This is a genomic window from Micromonospora sp. WMMD712, from assembly GCF_029581295.1.
GTDB lineage: Bacteria > Actinomycetota > Actinomycetes > Mycobacteriales > Micromonosporaceae > Micromonospora > Micromonospora carbonacea.
Genome location: NZ_CP120743.1, coordinates 6,639,477 through 6,663,290 on the forward strand (window position 1 = coordinate 6,639,477; position 23,814 = coordinate 6,663,290).

The following is a 23,814-nucleotide window of genomic DNA, read 5'->3' on the forward strand; positions in this document are numbered from 1 at the left end:
CGCGCCCGACCGGCGGGTGAGCGTCGTGGCACCGGGCGCGCCCGACTTGGGCGGCCGGCCGGCGGACCACTACAGTCCCTGGCATGCCGGAGATGGTGCAGCCCCAGGTCAAGCTCGTCGCGTGGACCCAGTTCCAGGCCCCGGACGACGTGCCGTGGTCCACCGACGCCGAGGGCGGCCAGGCGCTCGCCGAGTTCGCCGGCCGGGCCTGCTACCAGAGCTGGTCCAAGCCGAACCCGGCCACCGCCACCAACGCCGGCTACCTGGCGCACATCCTGGAGGTGGGGCACCTGTCGGTGCTGGAGCACGGCTCGGTGAGCTTCTACTTCACCGGGGTGTCCCGCTCGTTCACCCACGAGCTGATCCGGCACCGGCACTTCTCCTACTCCCAGCTCTCCCAGCGGTACGTCCCCGAGCGCGACGCCGCGATGGTCGAGCCGGCGGTGATCGCCGACGACCCGGAGCTGCACAAGCGGTTCGTCGAGGCCGCCGAGGCGAGCGTGCGGGCGTACACGGAGCTGCTGGAGGGCCTGGAGCAGCGCTTCTCCGCCGAGCCCAACCCGACGCTGCGCCGCAAGCAGGCCCGGCAGGCGGCCCGCGCGGTGCTGCCCAACGCCACCGAGACCCGGATCGTGGTCACCGGCAACTACCGGGCCTGGCGGCACTTCGTCGCGATGCGGGCCACCGAGCACGCCGACGTGGAGATCCGCGAGCTGGCCGTGGAGTGCCTGCGTCAGCTCCAGCGGGTCGCCCCGAACGTGTTCGCCGACTTCGTCATCTCCACGCTGCCCGACGGCACGGAGGTGGCGGCCAGCCCGCTCGCCGAGCTGTCCTGAACCCTTCCCCACCGGCCCGCCGGTGGTCGTCCGCTAGGTTGTGAGCATGACGCACGACCACCCTGTTGCCGCCGACCGGGCGGTGTCCCGCCCGTTCGGCCGAGTGCTCACGGCCATGGTGACCCCGTTCACCTCCGACGGTTCCCTGGACCTCGACGGCGCCGTACGCCTCGCGAACCACCTCGTCGACGAGCAGGGCAACGACGCGCTCGTGCTCAACGGCACCACCGGCGAGTCGCCCACCACCACCGACGCGGAGAAGGAACGCCTGATCCGGGCCGTGGTGGAGGCGATCGGCGACCGGGCCAGGGTGGTCGCCGGGGTCGGCACCAACGACACCCGGCACACCATCGAGCTGGCCGCGTCGGCCGAGAAGGCCGGCGCGCACGGCCTGCTGGTGGTGACCCCGTACTACAACAAGCCGCCGCAGAGCGGGCTGGTCCGGCACTTCACCGCCGTCGCGGACGCCACCGGGCTGCCGATCATGCTCTACGACATCCCGCACCGCTCCGGGGTGCCGATCGAGACCGAGACCCTGGTCCGGCTCGCCGAGCACGACCGCATCGTCGCGGTCAAGGACGCCAAGGGTGACCTCACCGCGACGTCGTGGGTGACCAGCCGCACCGACCTGGCCTTCTACAGCGGGGAGGACTCCCTCGTCCTGCCCGCGCTGGCGGTCGGCGGCGTCGGGGTCGTCGGCACCTCGACCCACTTCACCGGCGCGCTCACCAAGCGGATGATCGAGGCGTACGACGCGGGCGACCCCGGCACCGCGCTCGCCCTGCACCGGCGGCTGCTGCCCCTGTCCACCGGCATCTTCCGCACCCAGGGCACCATCCTGGTCAAGGCGGCCCTGGCGGCCCTGGGCCTGCCGGCCGGCCCGGTGCGGCCCCCGCTGGTGGACGCCACCCCCGACGAGATCGCCCAGCTGCGCGCGGACTGCGCGGCGGCGGGTCTGGAGCTCCCCTGACATGATCGAACGACACGACGGACGCCGGGCGACGGCGTCGCAGAATGAGGTGGACGCGTGACCGAGGCGCACAACGAGGGCGAACTGCCCCCGCCGCTGCCCGAGGGCGGCCTGCGGATCATCCCGCTCGGCGGGCTCGGCGCCATCGGTCGGAACATGACCGTCTTCGAGTACGACGGCAAGCTGCTCATCGTCGACTGCGGGGTGCTCTTCCCCGACGTCGAGCAACCGGGCGTGGACCTGATCCTGCCCGACTTCGGGCCGATCCTGGACCGGCTCGCCGACGTGCAGGCGATCGTGCTCACCCACGGCCACGAGGACCACATCGGCGCGGTGCCGTACCTGCTCGCCCACAAGCCGGACATTCCGCTGGTCGGCTCGCAGTTCACCCTCGCCCTGGTCGAGGCGAAGCTGGCCGAGCGGCGCATCCAGCCCTACACGCTGACCGTGCGGGAGGGCGGCCGGGAGCGGCTCGGCCCGTTCGAGTGCGAGTTCTTCGCCGTCAACCACTCGATCCCCGACGCGCTCGCGGTGGCCATCCGCACCCCCGCCGGCCTGGTGCTGCACACCGGCGACTTCAAGATGGACCAGCTCCCCCTGGACGGCCGGATCACCGACCTGGCCGGCTTCGCCCGGCTCGGCGCGGAGGGCGTCGACCTGCTGCTGTCGGACTCCACGAACGCGGAGATCCCCGGCTTCGTCACCCCGGAACGCGAGATCGGGCCGGTCCTCGACTCGATCTTCGCGAAGGCGAAGGGGCGGATCATCGTCGCCTCGTTCGCCTCGCACGTGCACCGGGTGCAGCAGGTCTTCGACTCGGCCGTCGAGCACGGCCGCAAGGTGGCGCTGATCGGCCGCTCGATGGTCCGCAACATGGGCATCGCCCGGGACCTGGGCCTGCTCAACATCCCCGCCGGCCTGGTGATCAGCATCGAGGAGGCCACGGCGCTGCCGCCGGAGCGGATCGTGCTGATGTCCACCGGCTCGCAGGGCGAGCCGATGAGCGCGCTCGGCCGGATGGCCAGCGGCGACCACCGGCACATCACCATCGCCCCCGGCGACACGGTGGTGCTGGCGTCCTCGCTGGTGCCCGGCAACGAGACCTCGGTCTACCGGGTGATCAACCGCCTGGCCCGGGCCGGGGCGGTCGTCGTGCACAAGGACGTGGCGAAGGTCCACGTCTCCGGTCACGCCCCCGCCGGTGAGCTGCTCTACCTGCTCAACGTGACCCGCCCGAGCAACCTGATGCCGGTGCACGGCGAGTGGCGGCACCTGCGGGCCCACGCCCGCCTCGGCATCGAGTCCGGGGTCGCCCCGGACCGGGTGGTGCTCTGCGAGGACGGCGACGTCGTCGACCTGGTCGAGGGCCGCGCCAGCCTCGTCGGCCACGTCAAGAGCCGGTACGTCTACGTCGACGGCCTCGCGGTGGGCGACGTCAGCGAGTCGCTGCTCACCGAGCGGCGGATCCTCGGCGACGGCGGGTTCATCGCCACCACCGTCGTGGTCGACTCGGTCACCGGCAAGGTCGTGGGCGGCCCCACCGTCTCGGCGAAGGGCTTCTCGGAGGACCCGGAGGCGTTCAACCCGGTCGTGCCGCTGGTCACCGAGGCGCTCAACCGGGCCGCCGCCGACGGCATCACCGACCCGCACCAGCTCCAGCAGATCGTCCGGCGCACCGTCGGCCGGTGGGTCAACGACAAGTACCGCCGCCGGCCCATGATCGTCCCGACGGTCGTCGAGGTCTGACGCCCGCACCGCCGCGTTCGCGCGTACCGACGCCGACCCACCCCCGAGCGGTGGGCCGGCGTCGGCGTTTCTCCCGCCGGCCTGGGGTACGGACACCGACGCCGCACGGTTCAACGTCGACGGGAAAATTGTTCCGGGTCGATCGTTCAACCATCCGGCGGTCTGCCCCGTACTCCGTCGCGGCAGGCGTACCCGCGCCGGCCGGGAGGAGCGTGGCGGATGGACCGCAGACGGATGACAGCCATCGGCGTACTGGTGGTGGCGGCGGGAGCGGCGGCGGTCGTGGCCCTGCCGTCGTTCGCCGGGGAGGGCGCCGCGCCGCCGGCCGGGGACTCCGGGCGGGCCGCCGCCCCGGCCGGGGCGGACCAGAAGGTCGTGGACGCGATGAGCCGCGACCTGCGGCTCACCCGCGAGCAGGCGACGCAGCGGCTCAAGACCGAGCGCTGGGCCGCCGGCACCGTCGAGAAGCTCCGGGCCGAGCTGGGCGAGGACTACGGCGGGGCCTGGCTGGGCGCCGACGGCCGTACCCTGACCGTCGCGGTCGCCGACCCCGGCCGGGCCGACGCCGTGCGCGCGGCGGGCGCGGTGCCGAAGCAGGTCGCCCGGGGCGTGGGGGAGCTGGACACCATGAAGACCCGGCTCGACCGGTCCGGCGGCGCGGTCGGCCGGGCCGTCACCGGCTGGTACGTCGACGCGCCCACCAACTCGGTCGTGGTGGTGGCGCGGGCGGGCCAGGAGGAGGCCGGTCGCCGGTTCGCGGCGGCCAGCGGGCTCCCGGCCTCGGCGGTGCGGGTGGTCGGCTCCACGCGGGCCCCCCGGCTGCTCGCCGACCTCTCCGGCGGCGACGCCTACCTCATCAACGGCAACTCCCGCTGCTCGGTCGGCTTCGCCGTGGTCGGCGGCTTCGTCACCGCCGGGCACTGCGGCCGGGCCGGCGACCGCACCACCGGGCTCGACGGCTCCCCGCAGGGAGTCTTCGCCGCGTCGTCCTTCCCCCGCGACGACTGGGGCGTCGTGCGGGTCACCGGCGACTTCCAGCCGCAGCCCGTGGTGAACGACTTCAACGGCGGCGCGGTGCCGGTCAACGGCTCCCAGGAGGCCCCGGTCGGCGCGTCGATCTGCCGCTCCGGCTCCACCACCGGGGCGTTCTGCGGAGTGATCCAGGCGAAGAACGCGACGGTCAACTACCCCGAGGGCACGGTCACCGGGCTGACCCAGACCAACGTCTGCGCCGAGCCGGGCGACTCCGGCGGGTCGTGGATCTCCGGTGACCAGGCGCAGGGGGTCACCTCGGGCGGGGCCGGCGACTGCACGGTCGGCGGGATCACCTTCTTCCAGCCGGTCAACGAGATCCTCCGGGTCAACGGGCTGACCCTGGCCACCGCCGACGGCGGCGTCGGCATCCAGGGCGGCCGCCGCGTGCGGCGCTGACCCCGCCCCGCGCGCCCTGACCGGCCCGGCACCACCGCGCGGGCCGGTCAGGGCGAGCCGGGCAGGTCAGGTCAGGGCAGCGCCGCGACCGCCTCCGCGTACGCGACGCCGGTGGCGACGGCCGCGGTGACCAGCACGTCGAGCTGGGTGGGGGCGACGCCGTGGGCCAGGTCCGTGGACACGTCGCCGGCCAGCACCAGCTCCCCGCTGCCGTCGTCGTGCGCGTAGGCCTTCGGCAGCAGCCGGTCGTGGTTCCACACGTTGCAGAAGGCGTACGCCTCCGCGCGCCGCGCCGCCGGGAGGCGTCGGACGGCCAGCACCCGGGCGTGCAGGATGTCGCCCCGCTCACCGGCCTGCCGGAACTCGATCACCGCCGGCCCCCAGCGCCCGACCACCGCCGGGCCGCGCATCGTCCAGGCGTCGCCGCGCCGGTCCAGGGCCTCGGTGACCAGGGCGACGGTCAGCGCCCCCACCTCGTCCCCGGCCAGCCTGCGCCCGGCCTCCCGTACCGCCGGCCCGCCGCCGCCCGCGCGCTCGCCGCCCGCGCCGTCAGGATCGCCGCCGGTCGCGTCGTCGGCGTCCCCACCGTCGGGGTCGCCGTCGTCGCCCTCACGGCCGGGGCCGCCGTCGTCGGGCGCGTCGTCGGTGGGCAGCGGCGTCACCGGACCGGCGACCGGCCGCTCGGCGAGCAGGGCCGCGATCCGGCCGGACTGGTGGCCGGTGCCGTTGCGGGCGTCGAAGCTGCCGGCGAGCCCCGTCGCCAGCTCGGCGAGCAGCCCGCCGAGGCGGGCCACGTCGAGGTCGTCGGCGGCCCGACCGGCCCGACCGGCGGGGGCGGCGGGTCCGGGCATCCGCCGGTCGCCCCGCCCCGCCTCGGCGGCGAGGGCGCACAGCAGCGCCCCGGCGGCGGCGAACTCCATCGCGGCCAGGTCGTCGGTCGGACGGTCCAGCCGGGGCAGCTGCTCGGCGAGGATGTCCAGCCCCCGGTCCAGGTGCCCGCCCAGCGCGCAGAACCGCAGGTGCGCGGCGAGCTGCCCGAACGCCGTCCGCTCCCGCCGGTGCCGCCGGTACGCCGTGACGTGCGCCCGGCCCGCCCGCTCCGGCTCGCCGGCGCGCAGCAGCGGCAGCAGCGCACCGGCCAGTGCCCGCTCCGGCTGGTCGGTGCAGTACGCCCCGCCGGGCCCGGCCGTCCCGTCTCCGGTGGTCCCGGCTCCGGCTGCCCCGCCCGCCCCGGCGGGGGTCGCCGCCGTCGGGCCGTCGACGACCGGGCGCAGCTCGGCCAGCGCCGCCGCCCAGTCGCCCCACCCGGCCAGCAGGTCGGCGCGGCGCGACGGGGCGCAGCCCGGACAGCCGGCGGCCGGGTCGGCGGGGGCGGTGCGCCAGCGGTCGTACCAGCGGCGGGCCTCCGGCTCGTCGCCGAGGTGGTCGGCGAGGCGGCAGCGCAGCTCGGCCACCAGGTCGGTCACCGCCGCGTCGCCGGCCCCATCCGGCGCGGGCCCGGTCCCATCCGTCGGCCCCGGCGTCTGCTGGGCCCGGTCCGTCGACTCCGGCGCGAATCCGGCCAGGTCCGTCGGCTCCGGCGTGGGCCGGGCCAGGTCGTCCAGCGCCGCGCGGGTCTGGCCCAGCCCGACCCGGGGCGTGCCGAACGCGGCCTCGACCGCGAAGCGCTGGTAGCGGCGCAGCTCGGCGGCCCGCTCGGCGGTGGCGTCCGGCGACGCGGCGTCGAGCAGCTCCCGGCAGCGGCGGACCGGCTCGAACAGCCGCCACCGCTCGCCCCGCCGCAGATGCAGGTCCATCAGCGCGAACCGGGCGTCCACCCCGGTGGCCAGGTCGCCGGCCGCGTCGGCGGCCGAGGCGATCCGGTCCAGCTCGGCGGCGCGTTCCTCCCCGTCGGGCAGGTCCCCGGCGGCCGCCAGCCGGTCGGCCCACGGGCGTGGCTGCCCGGTCACGGCCGCGCCCCGCCCGCGAGCTGCCCGACGGCGGCGGCGAGCTGGCAGCCGGTCGAGATGCCACAGTCGAGCAACTGGTCGAGCTGGTGCGGGGTCACCCCGCGCTCCAGGTCGGCGATCACCTCGCCGCAGACCAGGGCCCGCCCGTCGTCGTCGACGTGCACGAACGCCTTGGGCCAGTAGCGGTCGTGGTTCCACGAGTTGCAGAAGGCGTGCAGGGTCGGCACGTACTCGATCGGGAAGGTCGGCGCGGCTACCGTGCGTACCTGGAGGATCTCGCCGGCCGCCCCCATCCGCAGGAACCAGACGAGCGCGTCCTCCCAGCGGCCGAGCAGCCGGCCCGCCGGATCCGCCGCGACCGCGTACCCCCGGCGACGCAGCACGGCCGCGATCAGCTCGTCGGTCAACGGCCGCAACGCCCCGGGATGCCCGGCCAGGGGGCCGTCCGGGTCGTCCTCGATCTCGGGCGACGCCATCGGGCATCCCTTCTGAGGCGAATAACACAACAGGCGGCGTCGCCCGTGCTGCGACGCGCGGACACGACCCGGAAAAGCGGCGATCCACCGGGTCCCGCCGTTACGGTGACTCTATGGCGGGCCGTACCTCTCAGGCGAGCCGGCGACGCGGCGCGTCGCCGCGTGGCACCACGAACAGTCGTGCCCGTCAGCCGGCGAAGAAGACCACCAAGGCGGCGCCCCGGCGGCGCCCCGCCGCGCGGCAGGGCCCGGCCGTCCACGTCGGCCGGGCGATCGGCACGGTGTGGATGGGGCTCGCGCACGGCGTCGGCTGGGCGGTGCGGGCCGCCGGCCGGCAGGCCGCCTCCGCCCGCGACCTCGACCCGGAGCACCGCCGCGACGGCGCGGGCCTGCTGCTGCTCGGCCTCTCCCTGCTCAGCGCGGTGGCCATCTGGTTCTCCGGGGCCGGCCCGGTCGGTGCCCGGCTCGCCGACACCGTGCGGCTCTTCCTCGGCGCGATCTCGATCGTCGTGCCGGTGCTGCTGTCGATCGGGGCGTGGCGGCTGATGCGCACGCCGGGCGACCCGGAGCACCGGGGGCGGGGCCTGGTCGGCTGGGGGTCCATGCTGGTCGCCACCGCCGCGATGCTGCACATCGGACAGAACCCGGTGGACCCGGTCCAGCGCGACTACGCGGGCGGCCTGATCGGCGCGGGCGTCGGCGACGTGCTGGAGACCGCCGTGACGGCCTGGGTCGCCGTGCCGCTGCTGCTCCTGCTGCTCGTCTTCGGCCTGCTGGTGGTCACCGCCACGCCGATCAACAAGATCCCGGAGCGGCTCGGGCTGCTCGCCGGCGCGGTGGTCGGCCCGCCACCGGCCGCCGACGAGGCCGAGGCGGAGCCCGCCGAGAAGAAGCCGGCCCGCCGCCGCCCGGCCAAGCGCGCCGCGCCGCCGCTGCCGGACCCGGACGACTTCGACGGGGAGGCGTACGAGGGCGCCGACCTCCAGGAGACCGTGGTGCTGCCCCGCAAGGCCCCGGCGAAGGTGCCCGCCACCCGCAAGCCGGTCGAGCCGCCGGAGCACTCGCCGCCGCCCACCCGGGCCGAGCAGCTCGCGCTCACCGGCCTGGCCGGCGACTACACGCTGCCCCCGGCCAACCTGCTCAGCGGCGGGGCCGCGCCGAAGACGCGCAGCAAGGCCAACGACGAGGTGATCGCCGCGCTCACCGGCGTGTTCGACCAGTTCGGCGTCGACGCCGAGGTCACCGGCTTCACCCGGGGCCCGACGGTCACCCGGTACGAGGTGGAGCTGGGCCCGGGCGTGAAGGTCGAGCGGATCACCCAGCTCTCCCGCAACATCGCGTACGCGGTGAAGTCCCCCGACGTGCGCATCCTCAGCCCGATCCCGGGCAAGAGCGCGGTCGGCGTCGAGATCCCGAACACCGACCCGGAGAACGTGGCGCTCGGCGACGTGCTGCGCTCCCGCGCCGCCACCAGCGACCACCACCCGATGGTGGTGGCGCTCGGCAAGGACATCGAGGGCGGCTTCGTGGTGGCCAACCTCGCGAAGATGCCGCACATCCTCATCGCGGGCGCAACCGGAGCCGGGAAGTCGAGCTGCCTGAACACCCTGCTGGTGTCCATCCTCACCCGGGCCACCCCGGACGAGGTGCGGCTGCTGCTGATCGACCCGAAGCGCGTCGAGATGACCGGCTACGAGGGCATCCCGCACCTGGTCACCCCGATCGTGACCAACGCGAAGAAGGCGGCCGACTCGCTGGAGTGGGTCGTCCGCGAGATGGACATGCGCTACGACGACCTCGCCGCGAACGGGGTCCGGCACATCGACGACTTCAACCGCAAGGTGCGCACGGGGGAGATCAAGGCCCCGCCGGGCAGCGAGCGGGAGATGCGGCCGTACCCGTACCTGCTGGTGATCGTGGACGAGCTGGCCGACCTGATGATGGTCGCGCCGCGCGACGTGGAGGACTCGGTCGTGCGGATCACGCAGCTCGCCCGGGCCGCCGGCATCCACCTGGTGCTGGCCACCCAACGGCCGAGCGTGGACGTGGTCACCGGTCTGATCAAGGCCAACGTGCCGTCCCGGCTGGCCTTCGCCACCTCGTCGCTGGCCGACTCGCGGGTCATCCTCGACCAGCCGGGCGCGGAGAAGCTGCTGGGGCGTGGCGACGGCCTCTTCCTGCCGATGGGCGCGTCGAAGCCGATCCGCATCCAGGGGGCCTGGGTCACCGAACGCGAGATCGCCGACGTGGTGAAGTTCTGCAAGGACCAGCGGGAGCCGGAGTTCCGCCCGGACGTGCTGGCCCCGGCGCAGGACAGCAAGAAGAAGATCGACGAGGAGATCGGCGACGACCTGGACCTGCTGGTGCAGGCGGTCGAGCTGGTGGTCACCTCGCAGTTCGGCTCGACGTCGATGCTCCAGCGCAAGCTGCGGGTGGGCTTCGCCAAGGCCGGCCGCCTGATGGACCTGATGGAGACCCGGGGCGTGGTCGGCCCGTCCGAGGGTTCCAAGGCCCGCGACGTGCTGGTCAAGCCGGACGAGCTGGAGGAGGTCCTCGCCGGCCTCGGCGGCGCGGACGACTGACCGGCCCCCGCCGGACCCCCTTCCCGCCCTTCCTTCCGGCCGGGCCCTTCGTGCACTTGTCCTCCACCGGCCAACCGAGCTTGCTCACCTTGCTTGCTCACCTTGGGTGACGGATCTGTCAACCTGACTCAGGGTCATGTTCAGTCCGGCGTGCAGGACTCCCCGCGCTCCCTTTGCTCTGCACCCAGGGACGCATCACCCCATTGGCCAGCAGCTTTGTGAAACCGGTAGGCGGTGGGAAGGGGCAGCCGATTGCGTTGCGTGAACTGTTGCGTATCCGGGTGCAGAGCAAAGGGAGCGAGGGTGGTGGTGGCGTCGAGCGGGGCGGTCGCTGCGTGTCACGGTCCGGGGGCGGGTGGAGCGCGGCCATTCGCTGCCGCCGGCCGCCCCCGGCGGCGAGGGCGGGGGGAACGGCGAGGGCCCGCCGGGAATCCCGGCGGGCCCTTCGGCCGCGGTCGCGGTGGCTGAGTGGGGGGGGGTGCTCAGGCGTTCAGGATCACCGCGCTGAGGATCATGCCGAGCACGGCGCCGGCCACGCTGGCGGCGGCGGCGTACCAGCCGAGCGGCTTGTCGCCGAGGACCGCGCCGACCACGCCGAGGATCACGCCGAGCAGGCCGAAGATCACCGGCGACACGAAGACGGCGAGGGCGGCGAAGACGAACGCGACGATCGTGCAGATCCGGGCGGCGTTGGTGCGCGGGCGGGTGGTGGCGTGGGTGTCGGCCATGACGTCCTCCGTGGTGAGCCTCGTTCTACCGTCGACCGGATCACTACCCACCGGTGCCGAAAACTACGCATGCCGGTCGGTCAGGGTGAGACGGGTCAGCGGGGGACCGGTCAGTGGAAGACCTTGAGGCCGACCACCCCGGCGACGACCAGCAGCAGGCAGACGATGCGGGGCAGGCTCGCCGACTCGTGCAGCGCCAGCATGCCGACCAGCGCGGTGCCGACCGCGCCGATGCCCACCCAGACCGCGTAGCCGGTGCCGACGGGGATCTCGCGCAGCGCGTACGCCAGCCCGGCCATGCTGAGTACCAGCGTGACCGCGAACACGACCGACGGCACGAGCCGGCTGAAGCCGGCGCTGCGGTCGAGGGCGACCGCCCACGCGGTCTCGAGGAGTCCGGAGATCACCAACACGATCCAGGCCATGCCGCAACACCTCTGCTTCGGTGCCCGGGCCTGCGGGGCGCCCACCACTCGTCCGGGGCGGCCCTGGGGCCGCCGCGACCGACGGTAGCACCGGCCGGGGCGGCGGCGGGGTGAGCCGGGCCACCACCGGTTGACGTGAACCTGACTTCAAGTTGCAGTATTCGGGTCATGCCGCTGCTCTTCGCCGACCCCGACGTCGCCGCCGCGCTGGACGCCCCCACGACGGTGGCCGCGATGCGCGAGGCCCTGCTCGCCGCGTACGCCGGCCGCCTGGTGGCCCCGCCCCGGGCCGCCGCGGCGCTGGGCGGGGGACGGATGGTGCTCACCGCCGGGCACCTCACCGGCGAGTGGTACGGCTTCCGCTCGTACGACACGTTCGGGCACCCGCAGGGCGAGCAGGTGGTCGTGCTGCACGACGGGCGTACCGGGGCGGTGCGGGCGGTCGCGGTCGGGGACGAGCTGGGCTCCCGGCGCACCGGAGGGCTCGGCGGGGTCGCCGTGGACGCCCTGGCCCGGCCGGACGCCGCCACGCTGGGCGTGGTCGGCTCGGGCACGCAGGCGTGGACCCAGGTGTGGGCCGCCGCCGCGGTGCGCCCGCTGCGCGAGGTCACCGTGCACAGCCGCTCGGCCGCCCGGCGGGAGGCGTTCGCCGCCCGCGTCCGCGCCGAGCTGGGCGTGCCGGCGCGGGCGGTCGACTCGGCGCGGGCCGCCGTGCGGGAGCGCGACGTCGTGGTGCTCGCCACCACCGCCGTCGCCCCCGTGCTCGACGCCGCCGACCTGGCCCCCGGCACCCACGTCAACACGGTCGGCTTCAAGCAGGCCGACCGGCACGAGTTCGGCACCGACCTGCTCGACGCCGCCGATCTGCTGGTCACCGACTCGCCGGCGCAGGCGGCCGCGTACGACCCGCCGATGCTGGCGACGCTGCCCGCGTACGCCGGGCGGTTGGGTGACCTGGGCGCGGTGCTGGCGGGCGAGGCTCGCGGCCGGACCGGCGCGGACCAGGTGTCGGTCTTCTGCTCGACCGGCCTGGCCGGCACGGAGGTCTTCCTGCTCGACCGGCTGGTCCGGGTGGGCGCGGCCGTGGCCTGAGCCGGCCCCGGCCGGCGGGCGGCGTGCGGGTGCGATCCGGGTGGCCGCCGTTGCGGGCCGCCGTCCGCCCGCCCGGTACCCTCGGATGGTGTCTGCCACCGCCCCCTCCCCGCAATCCGCCGGCCGCCGCGTCGCCCTGCTGACCCTCGGCTGCGCCCGCAACGAGGTCGACTCGGAGGAGCTGGCCGCCCGGCTGCACGCCGACGGCTGGCAGGTCACCACCGACGGCGAGGGGGCCGACGTGGTGGTCGTCAACACCTGCGGCTTCGTGGAGAAGGCCAAGCAGGACTCGATCCAGACGCTGCTCGCCGCCGCCGACACCGGCGCGAAGGTGGTCGCCGCCGGCTGCATGGCCGAGCGGTACGGCCGGGAGCTGGCCGACAGCCTGCCCGAGGCCCAGGCGGTGCTCAGCTTCGACGACTACCCCGACATCGCCGCCCGCCTCGACGCGGTCGTCGCCGGCGAGGCGCTCGACGCGCACACCCCGCGCGACCGCCGGGAGCTGTTGCCGCTGACCCCGGTCGCCCGGCGCGACAGCGCCGTCTCGCTGCCCGGCCACGGCACGAACCGGGCCGTCGTGGCCACCGACGAGCACACCCCGGCCCACCTGCGGCAGGTGCTGCGGCGGCGGCTCGACACCGGCCCCGTCGCGTCGCTCAAACTGGCCAGCGGGTGCGACCGCCGCTGCGCGTTCTGCGCCATCCCCGCCTTCCGCGGCGCGTTCGTCTCGCGGACGCCCGACGAGCTGCTCGCCGAGGCGGAGTGGCTGGCCAAGACGGGCGTGCGGGAGCTGGTGCTGGTCAGCGAGAACTCGACGTCGTACGGCAAGGACCTCGGCGACCCCCGGGCGCTGGAGAAGCTGCTGCCGCAGCTCGCCGCGGTCGACGGGATCGTCCGGGTCCGGGCGAGCTACCTCCAGCCCGCCGAGACCCGCCCCGGCCTGGTCGAGGCGATCGCCGGCACACCCGGCGTCGCGCCCTACTTCGACCTGTCGTTCCAGCACTCCAGCGAGCCGGTGCTGCGCCGGATGCGCCGCTTCGGCTCCACCGACCGGTTCCTGGAGCTGCTGGCCGCCGCCCGCGCCCTGGCCCCGGAGGCCGGCGCGCGGAGCAACTTCATCGTCGGCTTCCCCGGCGAGACCCGGGGCGACGTCGACGAGCTGGTCCGGTTCCTCAGCGCGGCCCGGCTCGACGCGATCGGCATGTTCGACTACAGCGACGAGGACGGCACCGAGGCCGCCGGCCTGCCCGGCAAGGTCTCCGCCGCGACGATCAAGCGCCGGTACGACCGGCTCAGCGCCCTCGCCGACGAGCTCTGCTCGCAGCGGGCCGAGGAGCGGCTCGGCTCCACGGTCGAGGTGCTGGTCGACTCGGTCGACGACGGCGTGGTCGAGGGCCGGGCGGCGCACCAGGCCCCCGAGGTCGACGGCTCCACCACCCTGGTCACCCCGGCCGACGGCGGGGTGGACCTGGCGGCGCTGCGCCCCGGCGACCTCGTTCGCGCCACCGTGACCGCCACCGAAGGGGTGGATCTCGTCGCCGTCCCGGATGAGATGATCTCGGCTGCGCCCGGCGCGGCACGGTGACGGCGGGCCCTGAGAAGGCGGGGGAGCCACGTGGTGCGGTGCCAGGTTCGCCGCGGCGGCCCGAGCGGGGTGCGCCGGTGACGCCGGCGGCTGAGTCGGCGCAGCCGCCGGTGGTCGCCCGGGTCCCGGTGCTCAACGCGGCCAACGGGCTGACCCTGCTGCGGCTGGTGCTGGTGCCGGTCTTCGCCGCCTCGGTGGTCGCCTCCGGCGCGACCCACGCCGGGTGGCGGATCGCCGCCTGCCTGATCTTCGCCGTCGCCTCGGTGACCGACCTGGTGGACGGCTGGATCGCCCGCCGGTTCGGCCTGGTCACCTCGGTCGGCAAGGTGGCCGACCCGATCGCCGACAAGGCGCTCACCGGCGCGGCCCTGCTGCTGCTGTCCTGGTACGACCTGCTGCCCTGGTGGGTGACCGGCGTCATCCTCGCCCGTGAGCTGGGCATCACGGCGCTGCGGTTCTGGGTGATCCGGCACGGCGTCATCGCGGCCAGCCGGGGCGGCAAGATCAAGACGGCGTTGCAGATCCTGGCGATCACCTGGTACCTGTGGCCGATGCCGGCCGGGCTCGCCGCCGTCGGCCCCTGGCTGATGGCCGCCGCGGTCGGCGTCACGGTGGTCACCGGCTTCGACTACGTGGCCCAGGCGCTGCGCCTGCGCCGGCCCGCGCGCGAGGATGCGTAGAGCGGCGCGGGGACGCGTAGACCGGCCGGCGCGGGGAAAGGGACATTTCCATGGGAACTGACGCGAACGGGCACCGGCCGGCCGGCAGCCCGGCGGCCGGCGTGGTGCACCGCCTCGCCGATCGCCACGAGACGCTGGCCACCGTCGAGTCGCTCACCGGCGGCCTGCTCTCCGCCTCGGTCGTGGAGATCGCCGGGGTCAGCGGCGTCTACCGGGGCGGCCTCGTCGTCTACGCCACCGAGCTGAAGTCGGCGCTGGCGGGCGTACCGGAGGACCTGCTGGCCGAGCGCGGCCCGGTCGACCCGGACGTGGCCCGCGCCCTGGCCGAGGGCGGCCGGCGGCGCTGCGGCGCGGACTGGGGGCTGGCCACCACCGGCGTCGCCGGGCCGCAGCCGCAGGACGGCAAGCCGGTCGGGCTGGTCTACGTCGCGGTGGCCGGGCCGGCCGGCGCCGAGGTCCGCCGGCTCGACCTCGACGGGGGCCGCGACCACATCCGGACCGCCGCGGTCATCGAGGCGTTGCGGCTGCTCGCCGAGCGGATCGACGCGGCCGTGCCGGGGCCCGGGTCGGGCGTGCCGCGCTCCGGCGACGGCGACGCCGCGCCCGCCGGGGCGGCCCGCCGCTGAGCCCCGCGGCCAGAAGGACGGGCGGGGTGGGATGTCACCGGGGCCCGCAGCGGGTACGGTTGCGGGAAGGCTCCGACGCGTGGCGTCGACGCCGGGGCGGCACGCCGCGCCGGCACGGCGTCGGTGAAGAGGGTGAGACCCGTCAGGGGAGGTGCGATGGTCCTGCTACGCCGGGTGATCGGTGACGCACTGCGGGCGCGCCGGCAGGGGCAGCACCGCACCCTGCGCGAGGTCTCCTCCGCGGCCAACGTCAGCCTGGGCTACCTCTCCGAGATCGAGCGCGGCCAGAAGGAGCCCTCCAGCGAGTTGCTGGCCGCCATCTGCGACGCCCTCGGCGCCCGCCTCTCCGAGCTGCTGCGCGAGGTCAGCGACACGGTGGCGCTCGCCGAGCAGCTTCCCGGGGTGCTGGTGCCGGTGCAGGACGAGCCGGCCGAGCCCGTCGAGTCCCCGGTGGGCCGCGCCCCGGTGCGCAAGTCGACCGGCCGGGGGGTCCGGCAGGTCACGACCGGCGGCCCGGTGGCCGTGGCGGTGCACCAGGACTCCCCGCTGAAGGCGACCCTGCGCACGCGGGTGCGCCCCGCCGAGCGCGACCGCGACGTCGTCTGCGCCGCCTGATCCCATCCGCCCTTCCGCAGGTCGCCCGAGGACGTGGTCGGGCTTTCCCACGCCGCGTACTGTTGATCAGACGGTGGCGTGCCGCCGGTGACGTACGGATGCCGGGCTGGCGCCCGGCTGGGACGATGGGGGTCACCGCCGCACGACCACCGGCCGGACCGCCCGGCCTGGCCGGGGCGGCGCGACTCTACTGAGGGGATACCGCGGAGATGGCGAACCCGTTCGTCAAGGGCTGGAAATACCTGATGGCGCTCTTCGGTGCCCGGATCGACGAACACGCCGACCCCAAGGTGCAGATCCAGCAGGCGATCGAGGAGGCGCAGCGCCAGCACCAGGCGCTGGTGCAGCAGGCGGCGGCGGTGATCGGCAACCAGCGGCAGCTGGAGATGAAGCTGTCCCGCCAGATGACCGAGGTCGAGCGGCTCCAGGGCAACGCCCGGCAGGCCCTGGTCCTCGCCGACCAGGCCCGTGCCCGGGGCGACGAGGCGGAGGCCGGGAAGTACGAGCAGACCGCCCAGGTGCTCGCCACCCAGCTCGTCTCCGCCGAGCAGGCCACCGAGGACCTGAAGACCCTGCACGACCAGGCGCTCGGCGCCGCCGCGCAGGCCCGCCGGGCGGTGGAGAACAACTCGATGATCCTCCAGCAGAAGCTGGCCGAGCGCACCAAGCTGCTCAGCCAGCTCGAACAGGCCAAGATGCAGGAGAGCGTGGCCCAGTCGCTGGAGTCGATGTCGTCGCTCACCGCCTCCGGCAGCACCCCGTCGCTGGACGCGGTGCGGGACCGCATCGAGCAGCGCTACGCCACCGCGATGGGCCGCGCCGAGCTGGCCGGCAACTCCGTCGAGGGCCGGATGCTGGAGATCCAGAAGGCGTCCCTCGACTCGGCCGGCTCGTCCCGGCTGGAGCAGATCCGCGCCAGCATGGCCGGCGAGCAGCTCGCCGGCCGGCAGGACCGCCCGGCCGTGGGGCAGCAGGGTCAGGCCGCGCCCGCCACCCCGGCCGTCGACCCGGCCGCCGCGGCCCGGCTCGACCAGCTCCGGGCCAGCATGGGGCAGGACCGCGGCACCGGCGACACCAGCGCCGCCGGCTGAGCGGCGCCAGCGACTGCCGGCCGGGCGGCTTCGGCACCGCCCCGGCGGCCGGAACGAGGAGGCACGGGTGGCAGACGAGCGAGCACGATACTTCCGCCAGCTCCGCAGGCTGCGGCGGTCCGCCCGCCGGTGGAGCGTGCTGGGCGGCGGGCTGACCGGGGCGGCGGCGGTGCTCACCCCGTACGCGGGGCTGGGTCTGCCCGATGCGGCGTGGGCCGGCGCGGCCGGCAGCGCGGTGGCCCTGGCCGTCTGGCGGTGGATCGACCTGCGGGCCCTCGCGGCGAGCCCCGCGCCCCCGGCCCTCGACCCGGCCGAGGCCGCGGCCCGGTCCCGGGCCCGGCTGGTCGCCGCCGTGGAGCGGCTCCCCGCCGGGCAGGGGGTGGTGGCGGAGGTGCGCCGCGCCCGGTCCCGGCTGGCCCTGCGCGGCACCAGCGTGGCGCAGCCGTGGGCCCGGCTGGACCGGGCGGCGCTCACCCTCGGCGGGATGACCGGCCGGCTGACCGGCCTGGCCGAGCCGGCCGTGTCCGAGGCCGCCGCCGCCGACCGGTCGCTGCGCGAGCTGGCCGGGCGGGTGGCCAGCGTCGAGCGGGCCCTGCGGCTCGCCCCCGCCGACGCCCGCGCCCCCCTCGCCGAGGCCCACCGCGAGCTGTCCGCGCAGCTGGAGAGCGGGGTGACGGCGTACGAGCGGCTGGTGGTGGCCGCCGCCGGCTACCTCGCCGAGGACGCCCGCTCCGACGCCGGTCACCTCGGCGGCCGGGCCGCCGGCGAGCAGGCCGCCGCGTCCCGGCTCGCCGAGGCGACGGACCTGCTGCACGGGGTGGCGTCGGCGCTGGCCGAGCTGCGGACCGTCGGCGAGCCCCTGCGCACCGTCGGCGACCCGCTGCGGGCCCCCACCCACTGAGCCGACTCACCCGGGGGTGGTGACGGCGACCGCCGGGGTGAACGGGGAGCTGCCGACGACGTTGCCGGCCCGCACCCGGTAGTGGTAGGTCACGCCCCGGGCCAGGCCCGTGTTGACGAACGCCCGCCCGTGCACCGTGAACGCGGCGACCTCGCGCTCGAACGCCGGGTCGACCGCCCGCTGCACCAGGAACCCGGCCCCCGGCCCGCCCGGCGGGTCCGCCGCCCAGGTCAGGGTCACCGTCGCGGTGTCCGGGCCGGGGGCGCCCACGACGGCGGTCAGCCCGGTCGGCGGGGCCGGCCGGGGCGGGCTGGTGACGGCGGCGACCGTCGACCACGGCGAGGCGACCCCCAGGTAGGTGGTGCGCACCCGGTAGTAGTAGGTGGTCTCCGGGGCCACGACGGCGTCGACGTGCTGCTCCTGCACCCCGATGGCCGTGGTGGCGGGGCCGCTGGTGAACGTCGGGTTGGTGGCCCGCTGCACGTCGACGCCGGTGGCGAAGGAACGGTTCGCCCAGCGCAGCGCCACCCGCAGCGGCGCGGCCGGCGGGATCACCGCGGCCAGCCCGCTCGGCGCGGCGAGGCGCACCGAGGCCGGCACGCCGTTGGACCAGGCGGAGCAGCTCACCTCGTTCTCCGCCCGGATCCGGTAGTGGTAGGTCACGCCGGGGGTGACCGTGGAGTCGGTGTACCGGGTCGCGGCGGCGGCCACGGTGATCGCGGTGACCCCCTCGGTGAACGCGACGTCGGTGGCCCGCTGGAGCAGGTGGCTGCTGGCCGGGGGTCGGCCGCCGTTGCCGGTCCAGGTCAGCGCGATCGCCGGCAGCACGGTCGCCGATCCGGGCACCGGCGTGGCGGTCAGCCCGGTCGGGGCGAGCGGGGCGACCCGCAGCACCAGCGGGCGGCTCATGCCCTGGTCTCGGTGGCCGGCGAGCTGGCTGTGCCAGCGGTACTCCCAGCCCAGGTTGACCAGCTGGTTGACCACCGCCGCCGGCCGCCCGTCGACGGGGCTGACGGCCGTGGAGCCGATCCGGGTGCCGGCCGGGCGGGTCGGGTCGAGCAGCCGTACGCTGTCGCCGATCTTGAACGGGAGGGCGGGGGCGACCGGCCGCAGCGCCACGATCACGTCCTCGCGGGGGTTGACCCGCACCGTCTCCTTCCAGCCCAGCTCGTTGGGCGCGGGCGGGCGGACCGCCCCGTCCCAGCCGACCCGGTTGACCAGCTGCACGTCGCAGCCGCCGACGTGCACCGGGTGGGTCTGCGGGGCGTTGCCGACGATCCGCCAGAGCTGGGTGCCGTCGGCGGGCGCGCCGACCTGCACCGTCGGGTCGGCGATCACCAGCGTCTCGGTGGCCGGGGCGACCGGCCCGAGCGGCAGGGTGGCCGGGCCCAGCGGCCCGGCGTGCGGGTGGGCCACCCCGAGCCGGCCGGCGACCCGGCCATACACCGGGTCGAAGACGTGCTGCACCGCCTTCACCGTCAACGGCAGCGTCACCGGCGCGGCGGCGCCGACCGGGGTGAAGCTGACCGCGATGGCGTGCGCCGTGCCGACCGTCTCCCGGGCCGTGCGGGTGCCGAACGCGCGGTCGTACGCCGGTTGCGGCACGATCGGCGGGCGCTGGCTCGCGGCGTACGCGGCGGGCAGCCGCCCGGCCAGCCGGTCGAGGTCGTACGGCTCGGCCGGCTCGCCGGCCACCCGGAACTGGAGCAGGGTGCGGGTGTTCGGCCCGTACCCGGGCAGGGTGCCGGGGACGCCGCCGACGGCGGTGCGGTCCGGGGCGCCCGTGTGGTGGTCGTTACGGGGGTCGAAGCGGGGCAGCGGGGCCGGGCAGTCGTTGTAGAGGATCAGGACGGCCCCGGGCGGGACGGCCGAGAAGTCGACGACGACGTCGGCCCGCTCCCCGGGGGCGAGCAGCAGGGTGTGCCCGTCGACGTTGAGCACCGTCGGGTCCTGCCGGTCGTACCGGTAGCCGACCGGCCGGTTCGGCAGCACCGCCGGGGCCGGCAGCAGGCCGCACTCGTTGCCGACCTGGATCATCGCCGGCCCGGCGGCAGCCGGGTCGGGCACCCCGCCGTCGCGCCCGTCGACGGGCCAGTGCGGCGGGCGGCCGGGCGCGCGGGCGGCCTCCACCATCGGCACCTCGCCCGCGTCGGCGTCGAGCAGCCCGCCGTCCGCGTCCCACATCGGCCCGTCGGAGCGGGCCCGGTAGAGCTGGAGGTTGAGGGAGCGGTCCGCGCAGGCGTTGAGGATCCGGAACCGGTACGCCTTCGGCGCGACCGTCAGGTACGGGTACGCGACGCCGTTGACCAGCGGGGTGTCCCCGTACGCCTCGGGCACCGCCGACGGGTGTGGCACGCCCGGGGCCAGCGGCGGCTCGTCGGGGTCGGCGACGGGATCGTGGTGCGGGTTCGGCACGGGCCCGCCCGTGGCCCCCGGCGCGGTCGACGGGGCGGCGTCGTCGGGCCCGGGCCGGCCCGGCGGCGCGTCGGCCGGGGGCGCGGGGCGGGTCCACGGGCCGTAGTCCCAGCGGCCGGTCGGGTTCGTCCCCGACGGGCGGGACGGGTGCTGCCGGGGCTGGTAGACGTGCGGATGCCAGAGGCTGCCCCGGGCCCCCCAGCGGTCCCGGTCCCACGTCGGGTCCTGGCCGGCGAGCTGCGTGTCGTCGGGCACGAACGTGCGGTCGGTGACCACCAGCGGGAGCTGCTCGGCGGGCAGCACCCCGTCGGCGACGAGGCCCTCCTCGGCCTCGTCGGTGAGCAGATAGAGCGCGAGCTGCCCGGAGCAGACGGTGAGCCGGGACAGGCCGAGGGTGTTGTCGTGCAGCCACATGAGCCGGCCGCTCTGCTCGTTGGGGTAGTAGAGCGTGGTCGCCCCCGGGCCGGGTGGCGGCATGTCCGGCACGTGGGTCAACCCCACCCCCGTCGGGTACGGGGTGATCTCCCCGGCCGGCGTCACCCACTGCCACGGGTTGCCGGCGCTGATCCAGCCGGTCTGCCCGCCGTACAGGTGCGGCACCGCCCGGTTCTGCGGGTAGGGCGCCGGCCCGTCCAGCGGGCCCGGCCCGGCCCCGTCGAGCGTCGCGTCGACGGGCAGGAACAGCTCCCCGGCCCGGCCGGTGGGCAACTGGTTGATGAACTTGATCCGCACCGGCCGGCCGCGCCGGGCCACGATCACCGGACCGCACAGGTACGGCCGGTCGGGCGGGGCCACCGTGTTGTGCCCGGTGCCGTCGGTGCCGAGGTTGAGCTGCCGGTAGCCGCGCAGCCGGGTGGCGGGCAGGTCGCGGTGCAGGCGCTGCGCGTACTCCTGGAGGCCGATCTCGTAGTAGTCGCAGCCCGGCCAGGTGATGGTGTCCGGCACGGCGACCGGCAGCCACCCGCCCAGCTCGGTGCGGCCTCCCTCGCCGGGGCGGGGCAGCGCGTCGACGAACTTGCGCAGGCCCGTGCCGGCGGCGACCCCGCCGCGTTCGTCCGGCGCGGGGACCGGCACCGGCAGCGGGCTGGCGGCGAAGTTGGGCACCGGGCCGAAGCAGCGCGGGACGGCCGCCGGGTCGAGGCTGGCCGGCGCTATCTCCTCGGCTTCGGCCACGTCGGGCTCGGTCGCCTCGGCGGTCCGGGCCGCCGGCACGGTCGGCCCCGGCTCCGCGCCGGTGCGCGGGGGCCGGTCGACGAAGTTGGAGCGCAGTCTGCGGAACAGCACGATGGCTCTCCCCGGATCGGTCGTGGCGTGGCGACCGCCACCCCCTCGGGGCGGCCGCACCCGCCTGTTGACGGTCGGTGAGCACTCAACCGCAGCATGCGACGTCGGAGGGTCGGTGCGGAACTACCCAATCGTCCCTATCTGCTCCACGTCCCGGCCGCTGGGACGGCGGGTCGCCGCAGGTCAGGGTGTTGGCGCGGGCGGCTCGACCCCTGTCCCGGCCCGTGTCCCGGTCGGCGGCGGCGCGGGCCGTCCGGGCCCTGTCCCGACCCCCGGCTCCGGCTGGCAGGCCGGGCACCAGTAGGTGACCCGCTCGCCCAGCTCCTCCCTGCGGATCGCCGTGCCGCAGCGGCGGCACGGCTGGGCGCGCCGGCCGTACACGTAGCTCGTCTCGCCCCGGCGCAGCGACCCGGTGGTGCTCTGCGTCCACCGCCCCCGGTTGGCGGCCAGCAGCCGCTGGGCGAGCGCCACCGTGCCGGCCAGGTCGGGCACCGCGCCGACCGGCGTCCACGGCGACAGCCCGCGCAGGAACAGCACCTCGCACTTGTAGAGGTTGCCCACCCCGGCCAGGTTGCGCTGGTCGAGCAGCGCCTCGCCGATCGTCGCCTCCGGCGCGGCGGCGAGCCGGCGGACCGCCTCGGCCGGGTCCCAGTCCGCGCCGAGCAGGTCCGGCCCGAGGTGGCCGACGAGGGCGTCCTCCTCGGCGGTCGGCACCAGCGCCAGCTCGTGCAGGTGGTAGCCCACGGCGACCGCGTCGGGGGCGCGCAGCACCACCCGGATCAGGTGCGCGGGCCGGCCCGTCCAGCGTTCCCCCGGCGCGTACGCCCGCCACGCCCCGTCCATCCGCAGGTGCGAGTGCAGCGTCCAGCCGGTGACCCCACCCGGCCCGCGCGTCGCCGACCGCCCGGCGGGGCCGGAGCCGGGGTCGACCGGCGCGGGCGCGGCGAGCCGCAGCAGCAGGTGCTTGCCCCGGCTCGCCGACTCGCGCACCGTCCAGCCGGCGAGGTCGGTGCCCGCCAGCCGGGGCACCCGGAAGTCGGACGCGGTCAGCCGCGCACCGTCGAGCGCCCGCCCCAGCACGCGGGCGGTGTTCCAGACGGTGTCGCCTTCGGGCATGCCGCCATTGTCCCCGCCGGGTGGTGTCCGGCCGGGCCGGGGCGACGTGGGCGCGCCGGGGTCAGGGGCGCTCCTCCGGGCGGGCCGGGCGCACCATGTCCTGGTAGCGGGGGTGGCTGGCGCCGTAGACGGCGAAGTTGAGCCGGGCGAGGGTCAGGCTCAGGTCACCGTTGGGGCCGCCCCGGACCACGTCCGCGTCGGCGTCGCTCTGACCGTCGTCGGTCCAGAAGCAGACCGGGCACGTGCCGCCCCCGGTCAGCGAGGCGCAACAGGGACATGCCGAAGGAACCCACTGAACACCCACCGGGAGAGCATTCCACAACCGACGATCCGGCATCACTCCGACGGTGGGCCGATTTCACGTTCCGGCGCATCCCCTCGACGGTGACGTCTCGGCCCTCTCCTCGGTGGTGCCGCCTCAGCCCTCCTCGGCGAGGAGGGTCAGCCTTCCTCGGCGGTGACGGTCACCAGGTCGCCGGGTGCGACGCCCAGCACGTCGGCGGCCCGGCCGCCGTTGACGGCGGCGGCGACCAGGCCGGCCGAGTCGACGTACGCGACCAGGGCGCCGGGCGGGGCGTCGCCGAACGTGCGTCCGTGCGCCGCCGCCCGACCGGCCACCCGCAGCCGGGCCGGCAGCGGGGCGAGCCGGTCGCCCGGCGCGGCGAGCTGCACGTTGCCGAAGTGGTCCACGGTCAGCACCTCGGCGGCGAACCCGCCCGGCGCGGCCCGCACCACCGGCTCGGGCAGCCGGACCAGGCCCGCCGGGTCGACCGCCGGCCCCGCGTCGGCCAGCGGCGCGCCCGCCGCCAGCCGGGCGGCCACCGGGGCGAAGACGTCCCGGCCGTGGAAGGTGCGCGACACCTCGGGCGCCAGCCACTCCGGGTTGGTCAGCTCCACGGCGGCCGTCACCCCGCCGAGCGCGGCGGCGGCGTCCGGCAGCAGCCCGTTGTCCGGCCCGACCAGCGTCCCGCCCGGCGTGGCCAGGGCCACCCCGCGCCGCGCGGTGCCCACCCCCGGGTCGACCACCGCGACGTGCACCCCCACCGGCAGGTACGGCACCGTCTGGGCCAGCACGGCCGCGCCCCGCCGCACGTCGGCCGGCGGGACGAGGTGGGTCACGTCGATCACCCGGACGGCCGGGGCGAGCCGGGCGATCACCCCGTGGCAGGCGGCCACGAACCCGTCGGCCAGGCCGTAGTCGGTGGTCAACGAGATCCACGCCATCGACATCCTCCTTCGTGCTCGACTCCGCTGTCCGCTGTCCGC

20 protein-coding genes are annotated in these 23,814 nt (G+C 75.9%); 12 read left to right on the top strand and 8 right to left on the bottom strand.

Annotated elements, in window-relative coordinates; translation table 11 throughout:
* Nucleotides 1–92: 92 nt before the first annotated feature.
* The 4 genes from thyX to O7633_RS28750 all read left to right on the top strand — a co-directional run bounded on the left by thyX (nt 93) and on the right by O7633_RS28750 (nt 4,983).
* The gene (gene thyX, locus O7633_RS28735) at nt 93–836 is read left to right on the top strand and encodes an FAD-dependent thymidylate synthase (protein ID WP_074474055.1); all 744 of its coding nucleotides are present in this window, start codon (nt 93–95) and stop codon (nt 834–836) included.
* Nucleotides 837–882: 46 nt separating this feature from the next.
* Nucleotides 883–1,806: a 4-hydroxy-tetrahydrodipicolinate synthase gene (gene dapA, locus O7633_RS28740; protein WP_282324629.1), complete on the top strand. Its 924-nt coding sequence runs from the start codon at nt 883–885 to the stop codon at nt 1,804–1,806.
* A gap of 57 nt (nt 1,807–1,863) precedes the next feature.
* A complete protein-coding gene (locus O7633_RS28745; protein ID WP_074473902.1) occupies nt 1,864–3,552 on the top strand; it encodes a ribonuclease J in 1,689 nt (562 codons plus the stop codon).
* 219 nt (nt 3,553–3,771) lie between these two features.
* Entirely contained in the window at nt 3,772–4,983 is a 1,212-nt protein-coding gene (locus tag O7633_RS28750) for a S1 family peptidase (RefSeq protein ID WP_282324630.1), read from the top strand.
* 71 nt (nt 4,984–5,054) lie between these two features.
* Here O7633_RS28750 and O7633_RS28755 read toward each other — a convergent pair whose 3' ends face one another.
* The gene (locus O7633_RS28755; protein ID WP_282324631.1) at nt 5,055–6,932 is read right to left on the bottom strand and encodes a YbjN domain-containing protein; all 1,878 of its coding nucleotides are present in this window, start codon (nt 6,930–6,932) and stop codon (nt 5,055–5,057) included.
* Entirely contained in the window at nt 6,929–7,408 is a 480-nt protein-coding gene (locus O7633_RS28760) for a YbjN domain-containing protein (RefSeq protein WP_074473905.1), read from the bottom strand. The genes O7633_RS28755 and O7633_RS28760 overlap by 4 nt, the downstream gene beginning before the upstream one ends.
* 113 nt (nt 7,409–7,521) lie before the next feature.
* On the opposite strand from O7633_RS28760, the gene O7633_RS28765 reads away from it, so the two are divergent.
* On the top strand, nt 7,522–9,990 hold the full coding sequence (locus tag O7633_RS28765) for a DNA translocase FtsK (RefSeq protein ID WP_278133059.1): 2,469 nt from the start codon (nt 7,522–7,524) through the stop codon (nt 9,988–9,990).
* Nucleotides 9,991–10,472: 482 nt separating this feature from the next.
* On the opposite strand, the gene O7633_RS28770 is transcribed toward O7633_RS28765, so the two are convergent.
* On the bottom strand, nt 10,473–10,718 hold the full coding sequence (locus O7633_RS28770) for a hypothetical protein (RefSeq protein WP_043962438.1): 246 nt from the start codon (nt 10,716–10,718) through the stop codon (nt 10,473–10,475).
* A gap of 110 nt (nt 10,719–10,828) precedes the next feature.
* Nucleotides 10,829–11,143: an SMR family transporter gene (locus O7633_RS28775; protein ID WP_074473909.1), complete on the bottom strand. Its 315-nt coding sequence runs from the start codon at nt 11,141–11,143 to the stop codon at nt 10,829–10,831.
* Between the two features lie 168 nt (nt 11,144–11,311).
* Between O7633_RS28775 and O7633_RS28780 the strand changes: the two genes are divergently transcribed.
* The 7 genes from O7633_RS28780 (at nt 11,312) to O7633_RS28810 (ending at nt 17,733) form a co-directional block, all read left to right on the top strand.
* On the top strand, nt 11,312–12,235 hold the full coding sequence (locus tag O7633_RS28780; RefSeq protein WP_282324632.1) for an ornithine cyclodeaminase family protein: 924 nt from the start codon (nt 11,312–11,314) through the stop codon (nt 12,233–12,235).
* Between the two features lie 85 nt (nt 12,236–12,320).
* The gene (gene rimO / locus O7633_RS28785; protein WP_282324633.1) at nt 12,321–13,820 is read left to right on the top strand and encodes a 30S ribosomal protein S12 methylthiotransferase RimO; all 1,500 of its coding nucleotides are present in this window, start codon (nt 12,321–12,323) and stop codon (nt 13,818–13,820) included.
* A gap of 77 nt (nt 13,821–13,897) precedes the next feature.
* Nucleotides 13,898–14,500 (top strand): CDP-diacylglycerol--glycerol-3-phosphate 3-phosphatidyltransferase, encoded by a 603-nt coding sequence (pgsA, locus tag O7633_RS28790; RefSeq protein ID WP_278133069.1) that lies wholly within the window; start codon nt 13,898–13,900, stop codon nt 14,498–14,500.
* 50 nt (nt 14,501–14,550) lie between these two features.
* Nucleotides 14,551–15,126 (top strand): CinA family protein, encoded by a 576-nt coding sequence (locus O7633_RS28795; protein WP_278133070.1) that lies wholly within the window; start codon nt 14,551–14,553, stop codon nt 15,124–15,126.
* A gap of 156 nt (nt 15,127–15,282) precedes the next feature.
* Nucleotides 15,283–15,741: a helix-turn-helix transcriptional regulator gene (locus tag O7633_RS28800; RefSeq protein ID WP_178063881.1), complete on the top strand. Its 459-nt coding sequence runs from the start codon at nt 15,283–15,285 to the stop codon at nt 15,739–15,741.
* 209 nt (nt 15,742–15,950) lie between these two features.
* A complete protein-coding gene (locus O7633_RS28805; RefSeq protein ID WP_074473914.1) occupies nt 15,951–16,832 on the top strand; it encodes a PspA/IM30 family protein in 882 nt (293 codons plus the stop codon).
* Nucleotides 16,833–16,899: 67 nt separating this feature from the next.
* Nucleotides 16,900–17,733, top strand: a complete 834-nt coding sequence (locus tag O7633_RS28810) for a hypothetical protein (RefSeq protein WP_278133072.1) — start codon at nt 16,900–16,902, stop codon at nt 17,731–17,733.
* A 6-nt stretch (nt 17,734–17,739) separates the two neighbouring features.
* Here O7633_RS28810 and O7633_RS28815 read toward each other — a convergent pair whose 3' ends face one another.
* From O7633_RS28815 to O7633_RS28830, 4 genes are all read right to left on the bottom strand, one after another.
* A complete protein-coding gene (locus O7633_RS28815; protein ID WP_282328676.1) occupies nt 17,740–21,435 on the bottom strand; it encodes a multicopper oxidase domain-containing protein in 3,696 nt (1,231 codons plus the stop codon).
* Between the two features lie 180 nt (nt 21,436–21,615).
* The gene (locus O7633_RS28820) at nt 21,616–22,548 is read right to left on the bottom strand and encodes a zinc finger domain-containing protein (protein WP_282324634.1); all 933 of its coding nucleotides are present in this window, start codon (nt 22,546–22,548) and stop codon (nt 21,616–21,618) included.
* 61 nt (nt 22,549–22,609) lie between these two features.
* Nucleotides 22,610–22,885 carry a CPCC family cysteine-rich protein gene (locus tag O7633_RS28825; protein ID WP_043964189.1) on the bottom strand — a complete coding sequence of 92 codons (276 nt, stop codon included), beginning with the start codon at nt 22,883–22,885 and terminating at the stop codon, nt 22,610–22,612.
* Nucleotides 22,886–22,989: 104 nt separating this feature from the next.
* Complete coding sequence (locus O7633_RS28830; RefSeq protein ID WP_282324635.1) at nt 22,990–23,772, bottom strand: SAM-dependent chlorinase/fluorinase; 783 nt, start codon at nt 23,770–23,772, stop codon at nt 22,990–22,992.
* Nucleotides 23,773–23,814 lie beyond the last annotated feature (42 nt).